Genomic DNA, 23,461 nt, shown 5'->3' with positions numbered 1-23,461 from the left:
TCCCCCGTCAGCGCACGCCGGTGTGGCCGAATCCACCCGCTCCCCGCGCGCTGTCGACGAAAGTATCCACCACTTGCAAGCCCACGCGCACGATCGGCAGGATCACCAGCTGTGCGATGCGGTCGCCCGGCTCGATGGTGAAGGCCTCACGGCCGCGATTCCAGGTGCTGATCAGCAGCGGCCCCTGGTAATCGGCATCGATGAGCCCGGTGCCGTTGCCGAGCACGATGCCGTGGCGATGGCCCAGGCCCGAGCGCGGCAGGATCACCGCGCACAGCTGCGGGTCGGCCAGATGGATGGCGATGCCGCTGGGAATCAGCGCCGCATCGCCCGGTTCCAGCGTCATCGGCGCTTCCAGCGCGGCGCGCAGGTCCATGCCGGCGCTGGCGTCGGTGGCGTAGGCCGGCAGCGGCCACAGATCGCCAAAGCGCGGGTCGAGCAGCTTCACCTGCAAGGACTGGGTCGGGGTGCTCATGCCTGCAATCTCTCCGCGATCAGGGCCAACAGCTGGTCGGCCAGTTCGGTCTTGCTGCTGCTGGGGAAGGCGCGCTCGCCGCCCTGCCAGTAGGCGGTGGCGGCGTTGTTGTCGCTTTCGAAGCCGCCGCCCTCGATCCCCACCTGGTTGGCGATGATCAGGTCCAGCCGCTTGGCGGCCAGCTTGCCACGCGCGTAATGCTCCACGTCGTGCGTTTCAGCGGCAAAGCCGACCACCAGCTTCAGCGCGCCGGTCTGCGCGGCGACCTCGGCCAGGATGTCCGGGGTGCGCACCAGCTCCAGGGTCAGCGTCTCGCCGGTCTTCTTGATCTTCTGCGCGACCACCCGCTTGGGGGTGTAGTCAGCCACTGCGGCGGCGCCGATGTAGATGTCGGCCGGGAACGCGCCCAGCACCGCATCGCGCATCTGCGCAGCCGAACGCACGTCGATCCGCCGCACCCCGGCCGGGGTGGTCTGGTGCACCGGGCCGCTGACCAGTACCACGTCGGCGCCCTGGCTGGCAGCGGCAGCGGCCAGGGCATAGCCCATCTTGCCGCTGCTGCGGTTGCCCACGTAGCGCACCGGGTCCAGGTCCTCGAAGGTGGGGCCGGCGCTGATCACGATGCGCAGGCCGTCCAGTTGCGCGCTGCTGGGCACGAACGCCGGGGCGGCAGCAGCCTTGGAGGCGAGCGGCGCGGCGCTGCCGGCACCGCCGGCCAGGGCGGCGATGATCGCCGCCGGCTCGGCCAGCCGGCCGGGGCCGGACTCGCCTTCGGCCAGCGGGCCGTCCTCGGGACCGACCACGCGCACGCCGCGCGCGGACAGGGTCGCCACGTTCGCCTGCGTGGCCGGGTGCAGCCACATGCGGTGGTTCATTGCCGGGGCCACGGTCAGCGGCGCGGTGGTGGCCAGGCACAGCGTGCTGACCAGATCGTCGGCCAGGCCGTGCGCCAGCCGCGCCAGCAGGTCGGCGGTGGCCGGGGCGATGATCACCTGATCGGCCCAGCGCGCCAGTTCGATATGTCCCATCGCCTGCTCGGCGGCGCTGTCCCACAACGTGGTGCGGGTGGGCTGCCCGGATAGCGCCTGGAAGCTGAGCGGGGTGACGAATTGTTGCGCGCCGCTGGTCATGGCGACCTGCACCTGCGCACCGGCGTCGCGCAGGCGACGGACCAGTTCGAGCGATTTGTAAGCGGCAATGCCTCCGCCGACGCACAGCAGCAAGCGCTGTCCGTCCAGGGGGCGGGCCTGAGTGGAGCCGATCACGTCGGAGTCGTCCTACGGTTACAAGGACAACTAGATTAGCCGATGCCCCCGTCCGGCCTGATAGGCGTGAGCGATGAGCACCGGCAATCTCGCCATATGCACATTCACGACTGGCCCACCCACGAACGCCCACGCGAGAAACTGCTGGCGCGCGGGGCGCCTGCCCTGTCCGATGCCGAGCTGCTGGCGATCTTTGTCGGCTCCGGCCTGCGCGGCCAGGACGCTGTCCAGACCGGACGCAATCTGCTGCTGCGCCACGGCCCGCTGCGCGTGCTGCTGGATCACACGGCGCCCGCCCTGGCGCGCCTGCCCGGCCTGGGTCCGGCCTCAGCCTGCAAGCTCAGTGCGGCGCTGGAACTGGCGCACCGCCACCTGCTGAGCGCACTGGAACGCGGCGACGCGCTCAGCGACCCGCCCAGCGTCGGCCGCTACTTTTCGCAGCGGCTGCGTGCGCGCCCCTACGAGGTGTTCGCGGTGCTGTACCTGGACACCCGCCATCACGCCATCGCCTTCGAGGAAGTGTTCACCGGCACCATCGACGGGGCCGACATCCACCCGCGCGAAGTGGTGCGGCGGGCGCTACTGCACAATGCCGCGGCGGTGATCGTCGGGCACAACCACCCTTCAGGCAATCCGGAGCCGTCCGAGGCCGACCGCGCGGTCACCCGGCGCCTGCTGGATGCGTTTGAGCTGGTGGATATCCGCCTGCTGGACCACTTCGTGATCGGCGACGGGCGTCCGGTCTCGCTGGCCGAGCGCGGCTGGCTGGGATGAGCGCGCGGCGGTGACCTGAACCGTCGGCCCGACCCCGGGGCGCGCGGTCGGGTAAAATCGGTGGTTTCGTTCCAAGCAGATCCCACGTGAAAGCCCAACTCCGCGCACTGATCGGCCAAGGCATTGAAGCCTTGCGCGCCAACGGTACCCTGCCTGCCGACACCCTGCCGCCGGATTTTGTGGTCGAGCGGCCCAAGACGCGCGAGCACGGCGACTTCGCCACCAATGCCGCGATGCTGCTGGCCAAGCCGGCGCGCAGCAACCCGCGCGCGCTGGCCCAGGCGATGGTCGCCGCATTGCCGGCCAGCGACGACGTGGCCAAGGTGGAGATCGCCGGCCCGGGCTTCATCAACTTCCACCTCGCCCCCACCGCCTACCAGCGCGAAGTGGCGCATGTGCTCAAGCAGGGCCACGACTACGGCCGCGGGCTGGCCGGCAACGGCCGCTCGGTGGGCGTGGAATACGTCTCGGCCAACCCGACCGGCCCGCTGCACGTCGGCCACGGCCGCGCCGCGGCGATCGGCGACAGCCTGGCGCGCGTGCTCGATGCCAACGGCTGGAACGTCAAGCGCGAGTTCTACTACAACGATGCCGGCGTGCAGATCGAGAACCTGGCCCTGTCGGTGCAGGCGCGCGCGCAGGGGCTCACCCCCGACAGCGACGGCTGGCCGGAGAACGGCTACCGCGGCGACTACATCGCCGATGTGGCCACCGCCTACCTGGCTGGCGACACCGTCGACCTGGAAGGCCACCTGGTCACCGGCGGCAAGGACCCTGCCGACTTCGACGCGATCCGCCGCTTCGCCGTGGCCTACCTGCGTAACGAGCAGAACCACGACCTGGCCGCGTTCCGCGTCGATTTCGATATCTATTTCCTGGAAAGCTCGCTGTACAAGGATGGCAAGGTCGAAGAAGCGGTGCAGAAGCTGATCGCCTCCGGCCATACCTACGAGGAAGGCGGCGCGTTGTGGTTGAAGTCCACCGACTTCGGCGACGACAAGGACCGGGTGATGCGCAAGTCCGACGGCACCTACACCTACTTCGTGCCGGACGTGGCCTACCACCTGACCAAGTGGCAGCGCGGCTACGAGCGCGCGATCACCGAGCTGGGGGCCGATCACCACGGCTCGCTGACGCGCGTGCGCGCCGGCCTGCAGGCGCTGGAACTGGGCATCCCGCAGGGCTGGCCGGAATACGTGCTGCACCAGATGGTCACGGTGATGCGTGGCGGCGAGGAAGTGAAACTGTCCAAGCGTGCCGGCAGCTACGTCACCCTGCGCGATCTGATCGAGGAAACCAGCGCCGATGCGGTGCGCTGGTTCCTGATCGCGCGCAAGCCCGACTCGCAGCTCACCTTCGACATCGACCTGGCCCGTCAGCAGAGCAACGACAACCCGGTGTTCTACGTGCAGTACGCACATGCCCGCGTCTGCAGCGTGCTGCGGCAGGCGCAGGAGAAGGGCTACAAGTACGAGCAGGCGCATGGACTGGCCGAGCTGGCGCGCCTGGACGACGAGTATTCGCTCAACGTCATGGTCGAGCTGTCGCGCTATGCGGAGGTGGTGGAAATCGCCGGGCAGACGCTGGAGCCGTACCAGATCGCGCAATACCTGCGTGAATTGGCGCACGCCTTCCACACGTGGTATCACAACACCAAACTGCTGGTGGACGATGCCGCAGAGCGCGACGCCAAGCTCACCCTCGCCGTCGCCACGCAACAGGTGCTCGCCAACGGCCTGGAACTGCTTGGCGTCAGCGCCCCAGAAAAGATGTAAGCCGGGCCGCATGGCCCGCAACGACGTGATTCGGAGAAGTGGTAGATGGCAGCACGACGCGGTAAGAGTCAGGCGCGACGCAACACCAGCAATGGCACCCCCGGTTGGGTGTGGTTGGTGGCGGGCGCTGCGATTGCGGCAGTGATCTTTCTGGCCGCGCCCAACCTGTTCAAAAAGGATGGCGACGGCTTCCTGCGCGTAGGCCCGCGCGCCAACCCCGACGCGCAGCCCGAGCCGGTGGCCGATGCCGACGTGGATACGCCGGCCGAGCTGCCCAAGCCCAGCGCGCAACCGCCCAAGCCGCAGGCCAAGCCGGGCGATGCGCAGACCCAGTACGACTTCTATACCTTGCTGCCCGGCAAGGAAGTGCAGATGTCCGATGCCGAACTGGCGGCGAGTGCGCGCGCCGAGGAAGCCGCGCGTGCGCGCGCCGCATTGGAAGGCAAGCCGGTCGCGCCTGCACCGGGTGCGAGTGTGGCGGCAGCCACGCCGGCCGCCAGCGTGCCGGTCCCGTTGACCGAAACGGCCGCCAGCACGCCGAAGCCATTGGCCGAGACCGCCCCGGCACGCCCGGCCGCCACCCCGGCCCCGGCCAGCACTGCGGCACTGAGCACGCCGGCTGCAACCGCTGCGCCGAAGCCGGCAGCGACGGCAGCAGCTGCCACCCCGGCAGCTACCTCTGCAGTGACCGACAACACCCGCTACATCCTGCAGGCCGGCTCGTTCGGCGCCTCCGGCGATGCCGAATCGACCAAGGCCAAGCTGGCGATGATGGGCCTGGCCGCACGCGTGGAGTCGGCCGACATCAGCGGCAAGACCGTCTACCGCGTGCGCATGGGGCCGTACGGCAGCGCCAGCGAACTGGCAGAAGCCAAGCAGAAACTGACCGGTAGCGGCTTGCCCGCCATTGCGATCAAGGCGCAGTAGCCGCCGTGCTGCAGCGCACCGCCGGCCTGTGGTTGTGGTGGGGACTGATCGGCGCGGCGCACGCCACCGAGCAGATTCCCGACCGCATCCGGATCGACGGGCAGGACGCGGTGCTGCTGGCCGAGCCATTGGCGCCGGTGCTGGACGACCAGGCCACCTGGCAACGGTTCGTGGCGCATGCGCGGCCGGCGCTGGGCAGTTGCAGTGCAAACTGGCGCGGTTACCAGGCTGATTGGCGCGTGGAGCAGACGCAAGTGCTGCTGGATCGCATTGTCATCGGTGCCTGCGACACCGCGCCGCCGGCGTTACCGCTCGAGGTGTTGTTCCCCGGACGAACCGCCCCGGTCGCCGCGGACTGGATCGATGGCGAGCTGGTGATCGCCCTGCCAACCGCCGCGAGCACCGGCGACAGCGCACCCGGCACCGCAGAAGCACCGTATCTGCTCCTGCAGGTGCAACACGGCCGCGTAGTGACGCGCGAGCCGCTCAGTGAGGCCGAGCTGCGCGCGCTTCGCGCCCAGGCCAACGCACCTGGTCCTGCCACCACACCCTGATCCCTTTGCCTGACCCCCTCGTTCGCAGGAGTTATCCCCCATGTCCAAGACTGTTCTGATCACCGGTGCCACCTCCGGATTCGGCAGCGCCGCCGTGCGCCGTTTTGCCGCCGCCGGCTGGAAGATCATCGCCACCGGCCGCCGCGCCGAGCGCCTGGATGCGTTGGCGGCCGAGCTGCCCGCCGGCCAGGTGCACACCGCTGCCTTCGACATGCGCGATGCGCAGGCCTTGTCGACAGCGATCGACGCATTGCCGGCCGAGTTTGCCGACATCGATGTGCTGGTCAACAACGCCGGGCTGGCGCTGGGCACCGCGCCCGCGCAGCAGGCCGACCTGGCCCAGTGGCAGCAGATGATCGACACCAATGTCACCGCGCTGGTCACCCTCACCCACCGCCTGCTGCCGGCGCTGATCGCACGCCGTGGCGCCATCATCAACATCGCCTCGGTCGCGGCAACCTACCCCTACACCGGCGGCAACGTGTACGGCGGCACCAAGGCGTTCGTGCAGCAGTTTTCGCTGGGCCTGCGCGCGGACCTGCACGGCACCGGCGTACGCGTGACCTCGATCGAACCGGGCATGGCCGAAACCGAATTCACCCTGGTGCGCACCGGCGGCAACCAGGCCGCCTCGGACACGCTGTACCGCGGCGCCACCCCGATGACCGCCGAGGACATCGCCGAGCAGATCTTCTACGTCGCCAGCCTGCCGGCGCATCTGAACATCAATCGGCTGGAAATCATGCCGGTCACGCAGTCGTTCGCCGGTTTCCAGGTGGCGCGCGACGCGCAGTGACGATGGCCTGCAACGCCAGTGCCTCGGTCGCGCCGCGATCCGATGGTGTGGCGGTCGGCGCGCGAGCAGATCGCGCCGCATCCAAGCTGGGTGCGGCGCGGCAACCGGCGCACCGCCAGGGATGACGAAAACGCCGCGCATTGCGCGGCGTTTTGCTTTGCCCGGTCAGCCGCGATCGGCGGCAGCCAACGGCTGCGCGCCTGGCCGCAGCATCCTGTCGCGCAGTTGCAGGAACGGGCGCTCCACCGCGTAGTGCAACAGCGCGCCACCCAGCACTGCCACCAGGCCATACACCGCAAATGCCAGCACGCCCCGCCCCTCCAGCGCCGGGCCGAACCAGCCCTGGGTGAGATGGAAGACGGCCTTGTGGGTCAGATACAGGCTGTAGGAGATGGCCGCCAGCCATGCCGCGCCCGGCACGCGCAAACCGCCAAGCACACCGCTGCTGGCGGTGCCGGCGAGCACCAGCAAAGCCAGCCCCAGCGACAGCACCGGCCAACCCACCGCGTTGCCGAGCAGGCCGGTGCGCTCGCGGAACAGCCACAGTGCCAGCGCCAGAATCGCCACGCCGGCACACAGAATGGCGTTGCCGTGCTGCTGCAGCCGTTGCCACGTCATGGGACGAAACACCTTCAGCACCGCCAGCACGACACCGGCCAGCAGACCGTCCAGACGGTTCCAGGTCGGGTAGTAGATGTCTTCGATAAACCAGTTGCGCTGCAGACCGACGCCAGCGCTGTCCAGGGCAGTGTTGTGCCACCAGATGCCAGCACGCAGCGCGATGCCGGCAACCACGACCAGCACGCAGAGCACGCCAAAGCGTGCAGCTGAGGGCCGACGCAGCAGCAGCGTCGCCAGCAACGGAAACACCAGATAGAAATGTTCTTCCACGCACAACGACCAGGCGTGCGAGAACGCGGCGTCACGGCCGTAGTCGACGAACAGGTTCAGGGTGAAGGTGACGAACATCCACCACGGCGCCAGCCCGGGCGACTCGCGGAAGTCCGGCCACGCCATGTAGATCACCAGCACCAGCAAGAACGCCGGCAGGATGCGAAACGCGCGGCGCAGATAGAACTCCTTGAAGTCCAGGCGTTGCCCGCGCGCCAGCGGCCTCAGCACCTGCGTGCCGATCAGAAAGCCGCTCAGGACGAAGAACAGGTCCACGCCCATCCAGCCGTAGCGCGACAACCACGCCCAGTCCGGCCCCAGACCGCCGACCACGAAGGAATGGAACAGCATCACCCAGACAATGGCGATGCCACGCAGCAGATCGAGAGCGGGGTAGCGCATGCGGGCGATGCAAAGCCGAGGGAGCCCGATTGTGCCGCATCCCGCCGATGCGACGATGCCGGCGCTGGCCGCAGTCGCCAGCTCGGATCAGCAATGCAGGCGCTGTTTCCACCTCACTCAGTCGTGCAGGCATGGTCCGGTCGACCACCTATCGGCGGCGGCAATAGGCCCCAGCGCCCCACCCGTGCAGCAGCCAAGGGGCTTCGATGAGGCTATCCACATTGCCGCAGCCAATCCAATGTTGACGCTGTGGCTACCCCACAGCGTCATCCATCACGGATCGGCCTGTGTCACGCGACGGCCTGCTGCTCGATCCGCACGGCCGGCGCCACCGACAGCGCCGGTTGCAGCAATCCCCAGGCTTCCAGCTGCTCCACCGCACGGCCGATTCCGTCCTCCTCGCGGATGCGCTGCCCCAGCGCGCGCGCCGCTGCGCGCATGCTCGGCGCGCTGGCCTGGCCGATGGCATCGGCCAGGGTCTCCGGCTGCAGCCCGACCCGTGCAAGCGCCGGCGGGGCGACGCCGCGTTGGGCCAGGCAGTGCGCCCAGAACGGCTGGTCATAGCCGAACGGCAGCACCACCGACGGAATCCCCGCAGCCAGCGCCGCACCAGTGGTGCCGGCACCACCGTGATGCACGGCCACCGACACCCGCGGAAACAACCAATCGTGCGGTGCCTGCTCCAGCTGGAAGAAGCGCTGGGCATCGTCGGATGCGTCTTCCGCGGCCGCCAGCCCGCCCCAGCCGCTGGCCAGCAGCGCGCGTTGACCGGTCAGACGCACCGCCGCCTTGACGATGGCGGTGAGCTGGGCCGCATCGCTGCTGATCATGCTGCCGAAACCGATATACAGCGGCGGCGGGCCGGCCTGCAAAAACGCCTGCAGCGCGGCCGGTGGCTGCCACTGCGGCTGCGGCAACTGCCAGAAACCGCTGACCTGGGCCCGGTCCGGCCAGTCCGGCGGGCGTGGGCACAGATGCTCGCTGTAGCCATACACCACGCGCTGGGCGCTGCGATCGGGGCCACTCCACGGATACGCCGGCAGCCCCAAGGCCGGGCGCACGATGCCGTTGAGCGCCGGGCGCATCAGCTGCCAGCCGGCAAAGCGCACCGCGTGATGCAGCGCCACGCTCACCAGCCCGGGCAGGCGCACGGTGGGCATCACCATCAACGGCACATGCCGCGAGGCGGTCAGCGGCTGCAATTGCGTGAACACCACCGGCAGGCCGTAGGCCTGGCCCAGGCTATGCGCCAGCAGGCTGGCGCTGCCGACGCCGAGAATCAGGCCGGCATCGGCACAGGCCGCGCGGCCCTGCTCGGCCCAGTCGCGCGCCCACTCAAGCAGCTGCGCACGCAAGGTGCCCCAGATGCCGCGCCAGCCACCGCGCATCTCGGCGACATCCGGATGGCCCTGCAGCAGTTTCTGGTGGTCACCGCTGAGCGGGAAGAAGTCCAGCCCATTGGCGCGGATCAGCGCTTCGAAGTTGGCGCTGGTCAGCACCCGCACCGGGTAACCGCGCGCCTGCAAGCCACGGCCCAGCGCGATGATCGGGCGCACATCGCCATGCGTGCCCAGGGTGGCGATCAGCACCGGGCGCTGGCGTCCCGCGTTGAAGGAAGACTCAGGCATATTCGGCCACCCCGTCGCTGGCGGTGGCGATGCTGCCATCGCGTTGTGCGGCTTTCGTGGTGGCCGCGTGCAGCAGTGCGCTGAGCGTGGCCGCATGCGTGGACGACAGCATCGAGTGGTGGTCGCTGTCCAGCACATGCAGCTGCAGGTTGCGCACATACGGGCGCCAGGCCTGCGGCCGGTAATCCACCCACACCGTATCGTCGCCGCCGGAGGTCATGCGCACGCTCGCTTCGACGAACACCACATCCTGGTCCAGCGGCTTGGGACGATGACGCCGCGCCAGATGCAGGTGGTGCTGGGTCATGCCGCCCATGTCGTCCAGCAACGTGGGGCGTTGCTCGAGCAGCTGACGCACTGCAGGCAAGTCGTTCAAGCCGTAGTGATCGCACAGCAGGCTGGCCAGTTCGGCCACCGTGGTGGGCATCGGCTGGCCGGGTGCCAGATGCAGGCCCAGCGCATGCACCGATGCACGCACGTTTTCCGATTCCGGCAGCGACGCGGCCTGCTCCAGGTGCGGGTAGCTGTCGAGCATCGCCAGCAATTCGACTTCTTCGCCCAGCGCATGCAGTTCGGCGGTGATGGCATGGGCGATCAAGCCGCCCAGCGACCAGCCGATCAATCGGTACGGCCCCTGTGGCTGCACCGTGCGCAGCCGCGCCAAGTAATCGCGCGCGATCGCCTCGATGCTTTCCGGGCGATGCTGCGGGTCGCTCAAGCCCGGCGACTGCAAGGCATACACCGGCCACTGCGGATCCAGCTGACCGAGCAAGGTGAGATACGACCAGCCCAGGCCGACCACCGGGTGGATGCAGAACAGCGGCGGCGTACCCGGGGTGCCCGCACGCAGCGGCAACAGCACGCCGAGCGGATCGTTCGGGATCTGCGCGTTGCGCTTGATCACCTCGGCCAGGCCGGCGATCGTCGGCGCATGGAACAGGGTACCCAGCGGCAGTTCGACACCGAACGTCTGCGGGAAGCGTGCAGCCATTTCCGCCGCGCGCAGCGACTCGCCGCCGAGCTCGAAGAAGTTGTCTTCGACACCCACCACTTCGATGCCCAGCACGTCCTGCAGCATCGCGGCCAGCTGCTGTTCGAGCGCATCGCGCGGCGCCACATGCGCGCGCTGCGGCAGCGCACCTGGCGAGGGCAAGGCGCGGCGATCCAGCTTGCCATTGGGTGTCAGCGGCAGTGCCTGCAATGGCACCCACAGGGTGGGAATCATCGACGCCGGCAGGCGCTGCTGCAGATGGGCGCGCAACAGCTCGGGTGATGGCGTCGCGCCATGCTTGCCCACCACATACGCCAGCAACTGCAGCGCGTCGTGGTCGCCATCGCGATGACCGACCACCACCGCCTGCGCCACCTGCGAGTGGAGCAGCAAGGCGTTTTCGATTTCGGCCGGCTCCACGCGATGGCCGCGGATCTTCAGTTGCGCATCTGCGCGGCCGATGAATTCCAGCATGCCGTCGCGGCGCTGACGCACGCGGTCGCCGGTGCGGTACATGTTGCTGCCGTCGTCGGCGAACGGGTCCCGCACAAAGCGCTCGCTGGTCAGCTGGCGCTTGCCGCGATAGCCCTTGGCCACGCCCGCGCCACCGATGTACAACTCGCCAATCGCGCCGGTCGGCAGCGGTTGCCGCTGCGCATCGAGCACATAGACGCGGGTATTGAGCAGCGGCCTGCCGATCGGCGGGGCGGCAGCGTCGGTGAGCTGCAAGGGCATGATGGTCGACCAGATCGTGGTTTCGGTCGGCCCGTACAACTGGGTCAGGCGCCCGACCCGGCTCAGCAACTGGGTCGCCAGTTCCGGCACCAGGGCTTCGCCGCCGACCAGGGCGTGGATACGGTCCAGCGCCAGATCCTGATTGGCCAGCAGGATGCGCCACAGCGACGGGGTCGCCTGCACCATGCTGATCTGCTCCTGCGCGATCAGCCGCGACAGGCTGCGTGGATCGTGGGTGATGCCGGCCGGTGCGATGACCACGCGCGCACCCACCAGCAACGGCAGATACAGCTCCAGCCCGGCGATATCGAAGGTGATGGTGGTGACCGCCAGCACGCGGTCGCGCGGACGCAACGCAAGCTCATGCTCCATCGCATGCAGGAAATTGAACAGGTTGCGATGGCTGATTTCCACACCCTTGGGTGCGCCGGTCGAGCCGGAGGTGTACAGCACATAGGCCGTACCGTCTGGCGTGGCCAGCGGCGCGATTGCCGCCGGCAGTACCGCCGGGCGCGGATCCAGCCAGACCATGCCGCCGAGCAGATAGCGCTCGCACAACGCCGGCTCGCAGACCAGCGCGATGGCACCGGAATCGTTGAGCATCTGCCGGTTGCGTGCGGCCGGGCTTTCCGGGTCCAGCGGCAGATACGCCGCCCCGCTCCACATCACCGCCAGCAGGGCCACCAGCAATTGCTCGCTGCGCGGCAGCGCGATGGCGACCACGTCGCCAGGGCGGACACCATCGGCCACCCATTGCGCGGCGATGCGCGAGGCCAGTTCGCACAGCGTGGCGTAGTCCAGGGTGCGGTTGTCGTATTGCACCACCACTGCCGCCGGCATCAGCTCGGCACGCTGCAGCATGCCGTGCAGCAGCGTGGCCGGTTCCGGCAGCGCTGCGGCGGTGGCGTTCCAGGTCTGCAACAGGCGGCGGCGTTCCGCATCGCCCAGCACATCGATCTGGCCCAGCGCGCATTCCGGATCGGCCAGCACCGCATCGGCCAGATGGGTCAGCCGGCGGCAGTGCTCGGCCAGCTCGTCGCTGTCGTACAGCGCCGGATTGGCATCCAGATCGAAGCGCAACGCGGCACCGTCGCCGCGCTCGTAGCAGAAGATGGTCAGATCGTCGGCCGGGCCGTTGGACAGGTTATGCGGCATCGCATAGGCCTGGCCAAAGCGCAGTGCGTAATCGAAGGCTTCGATGTTCACTGCCAGGCGTGCGAACTTCTGATCGATCCCGAACATGCCCAGATCGCGGCGCACGTCCTCGAAGCGGTATTGCTGGTGGCGCAGCGCATGCCTGACCACCGAGGACACCTGCGCGAACAGCGCATGCACCGGCTGCTGCGGATCCATTTTCAGGCGCAGCGAAATCACATTGGCCACCAGGCCTGCGGTCTGCCGGTAGCGCGCATTGATGCGGCCGGTTACCGGCATGGCCAGCACCAGATCCTCTGCACCGGTGCAGCGGTAGTAGTACGCGGCGATCAGCGAAATCAGCATCTGCGGCAGGCTGGCGCCATAGCCCTTGCCGAGTGCGCGCAGCCGCACCACCTGCTGCGGCGAGAACTGTCCGGTGCCACGCAACAAGCCGGTCGACAGGTGATTGCCCGGACGCGCCAGGGTCGCCGGCGGCGGCAGGTCGGCCAGCTGCTGCATCCAGTAGCTGCGGTCGCGCTGAAAACGATCGGACTCGCGATACTGCTGTTCCAGCTCGATCAGCGACAGCGCGCTGCCGTACTGTGCAGGCTCCGGCTCGATGTTTTCTGCGTAGGCGTTATACAGCACCGCCATGCGCTGCATCATGATCGAGGCGCAATAGCCATCCATCACCAGATGGCTGACGCATTGCACCCACATATGGTGGTCTTCGCCAAGGCGGAACACCGCGCAATGCCATAACGGCCCGTTCTGCAGATCTTCCGGCTTGCGGATTTCTTCGTCGACCCAATGCTCGGCGGCGTTGCGCGGGGAAGGATCTTCGCTGACGTTGAAATACGGAATCGCGGCGGTGTATTCGGGCAGGACCACCTGATGCGGCACGCCGTCGTGCTCGGCGATGCATAGCCGCAGCGTGTCGAATTCGCGCGTCAGCTGCATGCTGGCGCGGATCAGCAGCTGCGGATCCAGCGGGCCGAACATTTCCAGGGCTTCGGACAACATCAAGGTGTTGTCGGTATGCAACTTGCTGGCCACCCACAGGCCGCGTTGCGCTTTGGTCAGGGGAAACACCGGAGAGTCGTCAGTGTGCATTGCGTGCATCCTTCTTGTGTGGCGCGCAGTCGCCCGGTGCGCCATGTCCGCAATGCGGTCAGTGGAACGCCGGATCAGCACCTGGCCTTGAGAACGTGAGGTAAGAGACACCGACGACCGCCAGCGCATGCCGGCGATATACGATGGAAACGCACAATGGGAACGCACCACGAAGCGACGTGCAGCGTCGCTACCACGACGTGCAACGACATTGCTAAAAGCACTTGTTTCCCGACAAGTTAAACAAACACTAACAATTAGCCACCGCGATAAACCGTGCAAAAATCACGAAATCCGCGTCGCCTGCGAAAATTTTTTGCCGAAGTGTGATTTCAACTAATGTTCTGGATGCATATGCCCACAGCGCGCGTTTTGCGGCGGTTGCGCGCTACCGAACCGACGGCCACGCATCGCACCGCAGCCGGTGAAGGCTTTTTTCCGGGAATTTTGCATGGCCTGCGCCGCGCCCATGGCCGCATGCACTAAGACCATTATGTGCAACGGCGTTGACGTTATTGCATTGCCGGCGCAACCACTTCGCAAAATACAGTGATTTTTTGCAATGCCGTCTGCAACCGTGCGGTCACACCACGGTTACTTGATTGTCATTGCCATGCTGAGGCGATCACGTATGCACAGCTGTTGCTGGTGATTGCCTGGCCCTGGCTGGGCTGATGGCGTGGATCGTGGCACGCCGTCGTTGCAGGCAATGCCTTACCGGGCTCGGCCAGGGCGCGTAGAAACCATGGCGTCCGGCGATGGCACCGGATCATGAACATGAGTTACGCCACATTACGGCCGCGCAGCGATGCTGCGGGCCGTCGCGTCAATGCAGTGCGCGCCAGGGTGAAAACAGCATGGCGCGCCACGGCCCCCGCAGCGCGCAGTGCCTCAGCCCAACGGTTCGTCGGACAGATAGGTGTAACCGGTCAACCCTGCTTCCAGCGCATCGCTCAATTCCTGTGCGCGCTCGGGCGACAGCTGCGCGGCGGCGATGCGCTCGGCATAGGTCGCACGCAGCGTGTCCAGCTGATAGCCCACGTAGTCCAGCATCACATCGGTGGTATCGCCGCGGCGCTGCTGCGCGATGCGATAGCCATCGCCGTCCACGGCCACTTCCACCGCATCGGTATCGCCGAACAGGTTATGGATATCGCCCAGGATTTCCTGGTAGGCACCGACCAGGAAGAAGCCGATGCGATAACTCTCGCCCGGATTCAGCGTGTGCAGCGGCATCGAGCTGTCCAGGCTTTCGTTCTCGACGTAGGTCTTGACCATGCCGTCCGAGTCGCAGGTCATGTCGGCGATGATGCCGCGCCGCTGCGGCGCTTCGTTCAAGCGCTCGATCGGCACGATCGGGAACACCTGGTCGATCGCCCACACATCCGGAATCGACTCGAACACGCTGAAGTTGACGAAGTACTTGTCGACCAGCCGCTCGTTGAGCTCGTCCAGCACCGGGCGATGGCTCTTCTCGTCGAAGCTCAGGCGTGCACGCACGCCATGCGCAATCGCATAGAACAGGTCGTCGATACGCGCGCGGTGGGTCAGGTCGATCTGGCCCAGTGCATACGCACTCAAGCCTTCGGCATGGAAGTGCTGCGCCTCCTGGAACAGTTCCACCGCCGGGCGCACATCGAGCTCGTCGTGGATCTCGCGCAGGTGGCGGATCGCTGCCGGCTCGTCGTCGTGCGCGTCCGGCACGCGGCCTTCCGGCGCCTGCTCCACTTCGGACACGTTGGCGATCAGCACCGCGTGGTGGGCGGTCATCGCGCGGCCGCATTCGGTGACGATGCGCGGCGGGGTCAGGCCGTGCTCTTCGCAGGCGCTGGCCAGCGGCTGCACGATGTTGCTGGCGTAGGAATGCAGGCCGTAGTTGATCGAGCAATAGCTGCGCGAGCGCGTGCCTTCGTAATCGATGCCCAGGCCGCCGCCAACGTCCACATGGCTGATCCTGGCGCCCAGCCGCGACAGCTCCACGAAGTAGCGCGTGGCCTCGCGCATGCCGTTGGCGATGTCGCGCACATTGGAGATCTGCGAGCCCATGTGGAAATGCAGCAGCTGCAGGCTGTCGGCGTACTCGGTGTCGCGCAGGGTCTTCCACAGGTCCAGCACCTGCCGTGGCGACAGCCCGAACTTGGCCTTGTCGCCACCGCTGTTCTGCCACTTGCCCGCGCCAAGCGAGGCCAGGCGCATGCGCACGCCCAGACCCGGCTTGACGTCCAGCGCGCGCGCCTCCTCCAGCACCAGCTTCAGCTCGGAGGGCTTTTCGATGACGATGAAGGTCTGCAGGCCGAGCTTGCGGCCGATCAACGCCAGGCGGATGTATTCGCGGTCCTTGTAGCCGTTGCAGACGATCAGCCCGCCCGGACGCGACAGTGCCAGCACCGCCATCAGCTCCGGCTTGCTGCCCGCCTCCAGGCCGAAGCCGTCGCCGTGGTGGCTGGCCAGCGTGCCGGCCACGCCGCGATGCTGGTTGACCTTGATCGGGTAGACGGCCGTGTAGCCGCCGGCGTAGTCCCATTCGGATTGCGCCTGCGCGAACGCCGCCTGCAGCTTGCCCAGGCGCTGGCCCAGGATGTCCGGGAAACGCACCAGCAGCGGCAGCTTGGCGCCAGCTGCGCGTGCGGCGTCCACCACCTCGGGCAACGACACCGACGGACCGTCGCTGGTCGGCGTGACCACCACATGTCCGGCGTCGTTCACATCGAAATACCCGTCGGCCCAATGCGGGATCGAATAGGTCTTGCGGGCTTGGTCGAGGGACCAATCGCTCATTTCGCTGACTCGGCTGGGGCAAAAAGGGCGTGAAGTGTAACGCCTGGCACGCGCAGGGTCCGTTACAATCCGCGCCGACTTCACGCCCTGCTCCTGATTGGAGCGGGGTTGGCGGGGGTTCGGGATGGCCGCCAGCAGCTTGCCTGTGCGCGGCTGCGCCCGACCCTCATCCGGCGCTTCGCGCCACCTTCTCCCAAGTGGGAGAAGGAACAGCCCCATCTTTCAGGACCTTGCATGAGCGCCAACGACAACTGGTACATCGAACATTTCCAGCCGACCGGCTCGGCGATCGGCTTCCGCATCAGCGGCAAGCTGGACGAGGTGCAGTCCCCGTTCCAGAAGATCGAGATCTACCAGACCACCGACTGGGGCAAGCTGATGCTGATCGACGGCGCGGTGATGCTGACCAGCCGCGACAATTTCTTCTATCACGAGATGATCAGCCATCCGGCGCTGTTCACCCACGCCGCGCCCAAGCGCGTGGTGATCATCGGCGGCGGCGACTGCGGCACCCTACGCGAGGTGCTCAAGCACCCGGGCGTGGAAAGCGCCACCCAGTGCGACATCGACGAGCAGGTCACCCGCATGTCGGAGAAGTATTTCCCCGAGCTGTGCGATTCCAACCACGATGCGCGCGCCGAGCTGCTGTTCGACGACGGCGTGGCCTACATGGCCAACTGCCCGGCCGGCAGCGTGGACATCGTGATCGTCGATTCCACCGACCCGGTCGGCCCGGCCGAGGGCCTGTTCAACAAGGCCTTCTACGAGAGCTGCTTCAAGGCATTGAAGGACGACGGCATCCTGGTGCAGCAGTCCGAATCGCCGCTGGCGCTGCTGGAGCTGATCAAGGAAATGCGGACCGAAATGGGCAAGGCCGGCTTCCAGTCGTTCAAGACCCTGCCGTTCCCGCAGCCGTGCTACCCGACCGGCTGGTGGAGCGTGACCATGGCCAGCAAGCAGGCCAACGCCGATTTCGCCTTCCGCCAGGACGCTGCGCAGGCCAAGGGCTTCGAGACGCTGTACTACACCGCGCACCTGCATACCGGCGTGCTGGTCGCACCGCCGTTCGTGGCCAAGGCGCTGGGCGAGTAAGCGCGGCTTACGCATCGTAGCGCGCCGCCAGCGGATGCGGGCGGCGCGCCAGTAATCGCGGCCAGGCCAGGCAACTGTGCAGAGCGCGCTACAACCGCGCCAGCACCTCGGCTTTCTTGGCGTCGAACTCTTCCTGGGTCACCAGTCCCGCATCCAGCAGTTGCTTGAGCTTGCTCAGCACCTGGATCGGATCGTCCGCGGCCGCTGCCGTGCTCTGCGGTGACGAGGACGCGCTGCCCTGCGCGGTGGGTGCGTGCACCACCACGCCACCTGCCGATGCGCGCAACTTGTCGAACTCCAGCTGCTGGCGCTTTTCGTAGGCCGATTCCTCCACCTGCTGCGCATAGGCGTAGACCCGCCGGGCCTGCTTCTTGGGCAGGCTGTCGATGGACAGGTAGCCGCCTTGCGTGGTGCGGCACATGATCGTCGCTCCTAGCATCTGCTCGCTCATGTGCACGTCGAGCACCTCGCGCCAGGGGACATCGCGAAACGTCATCCCGAACAGCGTGGGGTGCACCACGATGAATCTGCGAGTGGTCAGCACCACCGCGGCCGGCGACAGGTTCACTACCATTTTCTTCTGCACTGCGATGTACTCGACCTGCTCGTCCCGCGTCAGCAGCTCGTTCACCTTGGGCAGGATCTTGCCCACGGCCACCGGATCCTGCTCATCGGTCAGGAATTGCGTAAAGACCTCCATACCTTCCTCGTCGTGATCGCCTGCGCCGCAGCGTTGTCTTGTATGACACCACATCCGTGCCTTCGTGGTCCCGATCAGCGTTCCGACCAAGCGTGCGCAGTACCGGATCACTGAGCGCTTCATACAGCCCCAACGGCAACAAGGCGGATGTCGCCATCCGCCTTGCTGCGTGCACAACGCTGTTTTTATCGCCGACTCAGAAGCGGACTTCGGCGCCGACGCTCAGCACTTCGGCACGATTGATGGTGATGTCTTCGTAGTCGTCGTAGTACTCGTCGGCGTACAGGTAGTTGGTATAGAGGGCGCTCAGACTGAAATGCTTGCCGATATCCACACCGAGGCCCGCACCCAGATATGCGCCGTAGACACGCTCGGTGTAATCCTCGCCTTTTGCCTCGCCGCCCCAATAGCCCGCGCGTACCAAGGCGAACACGGGGGTATTGCCGAAGTTGAAGCGCGCCGTTGCGCCGATGCTGCCGAAGTCCACTGTCGGAATGACGACAAAGCCATCCGCATCCTTCGAACCGTCGACCTTTCCGGTGGCCACTTCAATGCCCACCAGCGTGACCGGACCAGCACGCCAGCGGTAACCGACGTTGAAACCTGCCATGTCCTGCTTGTTGCCCTCGAACACCTTGGCGTCGCCGGCCTGCGCGCCCAAGAACATGCCGCTCTTGAGGCGCGGCTCTTGTTGGCGTGGTGCAGGCGCAACGTAGGCAGGCGCCGGTGCGGGCGGTGCCGCCACTGCAGGCGTCTGTGCCGTCACCGTGGTGAATCCGCCGGTTTCGCCGGCTGCACTGGCTTGCACTGCCGTCTGTCCTGCGGCGGTACCGTCCTGCGACGGGCCGGACGGTGGCGCTGCCGGTGCGGTGGCCCCTTGGGTGCCAGCCTGCTGCTTTTGCTGTTGCCGATAGGTGTCCCAGCCACGCGACAACGACTGTGCGGCCGCGTCGGAAACGCAGCCCAGCGCCGTGCAGGCCAACAGCCATGTTGCGGTCCTTTTCATTGCATTCCCCAATGAGTCGTCCTCCATCGTCCCCGCATCCATGCGCACGCAGGCATGACCTGGCGGCGTCCGGAAGTGGCGCAGTTGCTGTCCCATTCGGGGGCTTTCCCAGCATCACCGGATCGTGCGCGTACTCGGCTTCAGGCATCGTCCGCGTGGACGTGCCGGTACTGACGTGTGATGCAGCCCCCTGACCGCAGCCGGCACAGTGAATCGAGTCTCAGAAGCTGTCAAGAAGGGCTGTGATCGCTGACCATCGGTGCGCACAGTGCGCGGCCAGCCGCCCCGACAAGCGCTCCTGCCGACGGGTGCGGCGTGCGCTGCGCTCCACGCACGCCTGCTGAAGGCAGCGCGTCGTAAGGACGTATCGACAAGATTGACCGCAGCTGACGCGGCAACCTATTGATTCTTCGAACCGTTCCACTCCCGGAACATTACATTTGTTAAACAAATGTAATTTCAGTACTCGCAAGTTCTAAAATTCACCGCACCGATCCCCCGCGATCATCGTGAACCTGCCAGACGCGTGATTCCTCCGCGCCGCCAAGGTCCGGAGACTTGCCATGCATTACCAGCCGCTGGACACCTCCAGCCTGCAAATCGTCACGCCCGTGCTGCTCAAGCAGGGCACCCGGCTGCTCGAGCCCAACGTCTATCGCACGCATCTGGATGGGCAGCTGGCGGTGGTCAAGGACTACAGCCGCTACCGCCGTACGCTGCTGGCGCCGATCGCGCGGCTGATGGTGCGGCACGAGGCCAAGATGCTGGCCCGCCTGCACGGCTGGCGGCACGCGCCGGCCCTGCTCGGCACGCTGGGCGGGCTGGCGTTGGGCATGGAGTTCATCCCCGGCGACACCCTCAGCGCCAGTGCGGTGGTCGGCCAGGAAGTGTTCCAACAATTGCAGCAGGCGCTGCGCCGCCTGCACGCCGTCGGCATCACCCACAATGATCTGCACGGCACCAATGTGGTGATCAGTGCCGGCGTGCCGGTGCTGATCGATTTCACCTCGGCCTGGCGCTTCCCGCGCTGGTTGCGGCGCGGCACGCTGGCGCGGCAACTGCAGCGCAGCGACCTGGCCAATTTCCAGAAGATGCGCCAGCGCCTGGCCGGGATCGCGCCGACCGCCGACGAGGCCGCACGCAGCGCCGAGCCGCGCTGGGTACGCACCATCCGCAGCAGCTGGAAGCGGCTGTATCGGCACCTGAAGCGCGATGCGCAGCCAACCAGTGCCGACTGAAACCCGCTGACCGGCAGGCCACGGCCACCCGCCGCCAATGCAGCGCGCGCCGGGCGCGATGCCTGGCCGGTGACGTGCAACAGCGCCCTGCATTCAGCACCGGCGTTGGCACCTGCGCAACAACGCATATCGATCTGCGTCCCGCGTGCTGATCCGGCGACGCGGGCCACTCCCACCGGGCTGCAAGCCTGGCCATCCCGATGCCACCGTGCGCCGATCTTCCTGGCGAGCAATCGCCAGGCGGTGCGCAACGGCGCGGGGAAACCACAGTGGACAGGGTCACGCGCCGATGCCGTGCACCGGCGGCGCCCTCCAGGCGACTAGCCGGTCGTCCGGTCGCCGCCCCGGCTCCTCACTGCGCGCCGGCCGCTTTGGCTGTCGACGGCGCGCGGTAGGCGATCAATTGCGGCGCGTCGGCGACGAAGCGGTCCAGCACGCCATCGGCGATCTTGACCGGACCACCGAAGCGCGTGGCGTCGGGGATCGAGGGGATCGCCGCGGCGTCGGCGGCGATCCGCTTGGCATCGGCAAACGCAACTGCTGCCTGCGCGTCACCGCGATTGGCGGCATCCAGCCCGGCTGCGGTCTGCTGCAGCGCGCGGCCCCAGCCTTCCATCGCCTCCAGCCAGGGGCGCGATTGTTCCGCAAAGCCCTTGTCGGCCACGCCTGCACGAATGGTCTGCGGCGCAGCCGCGAACGCGTCGGCCGTACGCGCCAGCTCGGCGATGGCCTGGCTGCGCGCTGCCGCATCGCCCAAGGCAATCGTCTCGCGCACCTGGTCGAGCACCGCCTTCAGCCGCGGCGCCTGTTCCTGCCACGGCTGGCTGCCGAAGGTCGGCGCCAGATGCTGGGTATCGAAGAAGGTCAGCAGCGCGGCGGTCACCTGCGCGTCGCCAGCGGCCAGGTCGCGTGCGGCCGCATGCCAGGTGCGCTGGGCGTCGTAGCCGGTGTCGTTCCAGGCGAAGGCGGTCAGCCCCATCACCGCCACCCGGCTGGGCACTTCCTGATTCATCGGGTTGGAGACGATGCCGGACAACTCCGCCGACAGGCCGGCCTCGCGGCGCGCATACGGCGCCATCAGCAGGCGCCCGGCCGAGGTTTCGAAATCGTTGACCGGGTAGTTGTCCCACAGCAGCGTCTTGCGGCCGAACGCCTTGGTCGCCGCGCGTGCATCGGGAATGGAAATGGCCGGCGGCACCACGTCGGTGCCGGTCCACTGCACTACGATCTTCGGGTCCAGATGCTTGCGCAGCGCTTCCTTGTACGGGCTTTCCTTGGCGTCGTAATACTCGGTCGGCACCATGATTAGTTCCGACGCTGCATCGTGGCGGGCGACCAGATCGGCCTGCACCAGGTTGAGCAGATGCGACTGCGCGATACCGGCCGCCTGCGCGCCGGACGCGCCGAAGGTGGCCTTGTCGCGCTCGCAGTTCCATTTGGTGTATTCGATATCGTCCAGCGCCACGTAGAAGCTGCGGACGCCCAGCGCACGGAAGGCATCGAACTTGCGCAGCAGCGCCTTGGCATCGGCCGGATCGGAGAAGCACACCGTCGGCCCCGGCGAGATCGCATAGACGAAGTCGACATGGTTGCGCCTGGCGGTGGCCGCCAGTTTGCCCAGCGCCTTCAGCGTGGCGGCCGGATATGCCTCGCGCCAGCGGTCGCGCGCGTACGGGTCGTCCTTGGGGCTATAGATGAAGGTATTGGCCTTGCTGCGGGCGAGAAACTCGATGTGCTTGCTACGGTCGGCCATCGACCATGGCGCGCCGTAGAAGCCTTCGATGGTGCCGCGGATCGGCATCGCCGGATGATCCTGGATCGCCAGGGTCGGAATGGCCGGGCGCTCGACCAGCTGGCGCAGCGTCTGCGCCGCATGGAACAGCCCGTCGTTGTCATGGCCGGCCAGCGTGATCAGGCTGCCGGTGCCGAGCGCCACGCTGGCGAGCGTATAGCCCTCCTTGTGGGTGTCCTGCATCGCCTTGCTGCGTGTCAGCGCATCGCGCACCACTGCCGCCTCACCGGTGCCGAGCACGATGTGCGGGCGGTCGAGCGTGGCTGGCAGACGCGCCGCGGTGGCGATCTTGGTGACGCCGGCCGTAGCGAGGATGCGGCGTACCAGCGCGACCGATTCCGGATCCGCACCCGGCGCCGCCACCAGCACCACTGACTGACCCAGCGTGACGGTGCCGCCCTGCAGCGTGATCGAAACCGGCGTGGGGAAGATCGCCGGCTGGGTGACTGGCAGTGCCAGCGCGGGGACGGTTGCCGCTGCCAGGCCCGCTGCCAGCCAGAGCGAGAGCGGGCGCAAGCCCGACTTCCTATCGCGTCGCTTCATCCCCGAACTCCGGTATTGAAATGGTATTAGGCCCTAGAGTAGGCAAGTCGTCGCGTGGCGACAAGCGGGCCCGGCCTCACGACATTTCAGAGCAGAACGGCAGGCTGCGTGACGGCACAACGCTGAGGCCGCTGCTGGCCTCAGGCGCCGGATTTGATCTGCGGTATTGAAATGGTATGAGCACACGCGTGGGCGTGGTACCGCTCGGGTCATGTCGCGGGCCAACTGCCCCGGATGAGGTTGCGCACGGGGCACCGTCTCGCAGACGCGTCGGCCGTCGATGCCAGATGCCGCCTACCCACGGCGAACGGTGACCCACGACGCAGTGGTGGACACCGTGGCGCTGTGTCGCGGCAATCGGGCGATGACGGGTGCGGTATCTCAGCAATCGGCCAATCGCCTGAGTACCAACGGCGCAGCAGCGGCCAAAGGCGCTGCCCGCTGACGCCTTACAGCGCGTCGCTGTCCAGCTCGCCGGTGCGGATGCGCACCACGCTGCCCAGGTCGTAGACGAACACCTTGCCGTCGCCGATCTTGCCGGTCCCGGCCGCGGTCACGATGGCTTCGACCACGCGCTCGGCCTGGTCGTCGGTCACCGCCACTTCGATCTTCACCTTGGGCAGGAAATCGACCACGTATTCGGCACCGCGATACAGCTCGGTGTGCCCCTTCTGGCGCCCGAAGCCCTTGACCTCGGTGACCGTGATGCCTGCCACCCCGCAGCCGGCGAGCGCTTCGCGCACATCGTCGAGCTTGAACGGTTTGACGATGGCCATGATCATTTTCATCGGTGCAGATCCAGCGGCATGACAGGGCGCGCAGCATACCGTGGACGGCCGTAACACTCAC

General features: G+C 67.1%; 17 protein-coding genes. 7 read left to right on the top strand and 10 right to left on the bottom strand.

Features of this window, described 5'->3' with window-relative positions; all coding sequences use genetic code 11:
- Positions 1-7: 7 nt before the first annotated feature.
- Together dut and coaBC are read right to left on the bottom strand one after the other, a co-directional pair.
- Positions 8-475, bottom strand: a complete 468-nt coding sequence (gene dut / locus AC1KVE_RS16705) for a dUTP diphosphatase (protein WP_016901966.1) — start codon at positions 473-475, stop codon at positions 8-10.
- Complete coding sequence (gene coaBC / locus AC1KVE_RS16700; protein ID WP_481092660.1) at positions 472-1,740, bottom strand: bifunctional phosphopantothenoylcysteine decarboxylase/phosphopantothenate--cysteine ligase CoaBC; 1,269 nt, start codon at positions 1,738-1,740, stop codon at positions 472-474. The genes dut and coaBC overlap by 4 nt, the downstream gene beginning before the upstream one ends.
- 96 nt (positions 1,741-1,836) lie before the next feature.
- On the opposite strand from coaBC, the gene radC reads away from it, so the two are divergent.
- The 5 genes from radC (at position 1,837) to AC1KVE_RS16675 (ending at position 6,566) form a co-directional block, all read left to right on the top strand.
- Complete coding sequence (gene radC / locus AC1KVE_RS16695; RefSeq protein ID WP_046344811.1) at positions 1,837-2,514, top strand: RadC family protein; 678 nt, start codon at positions 1,837-1,839, stop codon at positions 2,512-2,514.
- Between the two features lie 86 nt (positions 2,515-2,600).
- Positions 2,601-4,289 (top strand): arginine--tRNA ligase, encoded by a 1,689-nt coding sequence (argS, locus tag AC1KVE_RS16690; RefSeq protein WP_481092659.1) that lies wholly within the window; start codon positions 2,601-2,603, stop codon positions 4,287-4,289.
- A gap of 45 nt (positions 4,290-4,334) precedes the next feature.
- The gene (locus tag AC1KVE_RS16685) at positions 4,335-5,216 is read left to right on the top strand and encodes an SPOR domain-containing protein (protein ID WP_481092658.1); all 882 of its coding nucleotides are present in this window, start codon (positions 4,335-4,337) and stop codon (positions 5,214-5,216) included.
- A gap of 5 nt (positions 5,217-5,221) precedes the next feature.
- Complete coding sequence (locus AC1KVE_RS16680; RefSeq protein WP_481092657.1) at positions 5,222-5,770, top strand: hypothetical protein; 549 nt, start codon at positions 5,222-5,224, stop codon at positions 5,768-5,770.
- A 40-nt stretch (positions 5,771-5,810) separates the two neighbouring features.
- A complete protein-coding gene (locus tag AC1KVE_RS16675; protein WP_167710054.1) occupies positions 5,811-6,566 on the top strand; it encodes an SDR family NAD(P)-dependent oxidoreductase in 756 nt (251 codons plus the stop codon).
- 165 nt (positions 6,567-6,731) lie between these two features.
- Here the strand turns inward: AC1KVE_RS16675 and AC1KVE_RS16670 are convergent, their stop codons facing one another.
- The 4 genes from AC1KVE_RS16670 to speA all read right to left on the bottom strand — a co-directional run bounded on the left by AC1KVE_RS16670 (position 6,732) and on the right by speA (position 16,241).
- Positions 6,732-7,859, bottom strand: a complete 1,128-nt coding sequence (locus AC1KVE_RS16670; RefSeq protein WP_481092656.1) for an acyltransferase family protein — start codon at positions 7,857-7,859, stop codon at positions 6,732-6,734.
- A 290-nt stretch (positions 7,860-8,149) separates the two neighbouring features.
- Complete coding sequence (locus AC1KVE_RS16665) at positions 8,150-9,487, bottom strand: glycosyltransferase (protein ID WP_104608727.1); 1,338 nt, start codon at positions 9,485-9,487, stop codon at positions 8,150-8,152.
- Positions 9,480-13,463, bottom strand: a complete 3,984-nt coding sequence (locus tag AC1KVE_RS16660) for an amino acid adenylation domain-containing protein (protein WP_481092655.1) — start codon at positions 13,461-13,463, stop codon at positions 9,480-9,482. Before AC1KVE_RS16660 ends, AC1KVE_RS16665 begins: the two co-directional genes overlap by 8 nt.
- Positions 13,464-14,354: 891 nt before the next feature.
- Positions 14,355-16,241 (bottom strand): arginine decarboxylase, encoded by a 1,887-nt coding sequence (speA, locus tag AC1KVE_RS16655; protein ID WP_046344820.1) that lies wholly within the window; start codon positions 16,239-16,241, stop codon positions 14,355-14,357.
- 234 nt (positions 16,242-16,475) lie between these two features.
- Here speA and speE point away from each other — a divergent pair, with 234 nt between their 5' ends.
- Positions 16,476-17,333, top strand: a complete 858-nt coding sequence (gene speE, locus AC1KVE_RS16650; RefSeq protein WP_024939717.1) for a polyamine aminopropyltransferase — start codon at positions 16,476-16,478, stop codon at positions 17,331-17,333.
- A gap of 88 nt (positions 17,334-17,421) precedes the next feature.
- Here the strand turns inward: speE and AC1KVE_RS16645 are convergent, their stop codons facing one another.
- Positions 17,422-18,033: a PH domain-containing protein gene (locus AC1KVE_RS16645; protein WP_046344822.1), complete on the bottom strand. Its 612-nt coding sequence runs from the start codon at positions 18,031-18,033 to the stop codon at positions 17,422-17,424.
- 196 nt (positions 18,034-18,229) lie between these two features.
- Positions 18,230-19,039, bottom strand: a complete 810-nt coding sequence (locus AC1KVE_RS16640; RefSeq protein ID WP_481092654.1) for an outer membrane beta-barrel protein — start codon at positions 19,037-19,039, stop codon at positions 18,230-18,232.
- A 563-nt stretch (positions 19,040-19,602) separates the two neighbouring features.
- On the opposite strand from AC1KVE_RS16640, the gene AC1KVE_RS16635 reads away from it, so the two are divergent.
- Positions 19,603-20,277, top strand: a complete 675-nt coding sequence (locus tag AC1KVE_RS16635) for an RIO1 family regulatory kinase/ATPase domain-containing protein (protein WP_065048527.1) — start codon at positions 19,603-19,605, stop codon at positions 20,275-20,277.
- A 352-nt stretch (positions 20,278-20,629) separates the two neighbouring features.
- Here the strand turns inward: AC1KVE_RS16635 and AC1KVE_RS16630 are convergent, their stop codons facing one another.
- Both AC1KVE_RS16630 and AC1KVE_RS16625 read right to left on the bottom strand, forming a co-directional pair.
- Positions 20,630-22,612 carry a glycoside hydrolase family 84 protein gene (locus AC1KVE_RS16630; protein WP_481092653.1) on the bottom strand — a complete coding sequence of 661 codons (1,983 nt, stop codon included), beginning with the start codon at positions 22,610-22,612 and terminating at the stop codon, positions 20,630-20,632.
- A gap of 449 nt (positions 22,613-23,061) precedes the next feature.
- Positions 23,062-23,400, bottom strand: a complete 339-nt coding sequence (locus tag AC1KVE_RS16625; RefSeq protein ID WP_016904463.1) for a P-II family nitrogen regulator — start codon at positions 23,398-23,400, stop codon at positions 23,062-23,064.
- Between the last annotated feature and the right edge of the window lie 61 nt (positions 23,401-23,461).

This window comes from Xanthomonas sp. NCPPB 2864, from assembly GCF_056675615.1.
Note: the sequence above shows the minus strand (reverse complement) of the source record. Positions and strands in the feature narration are given on the sequence as shown.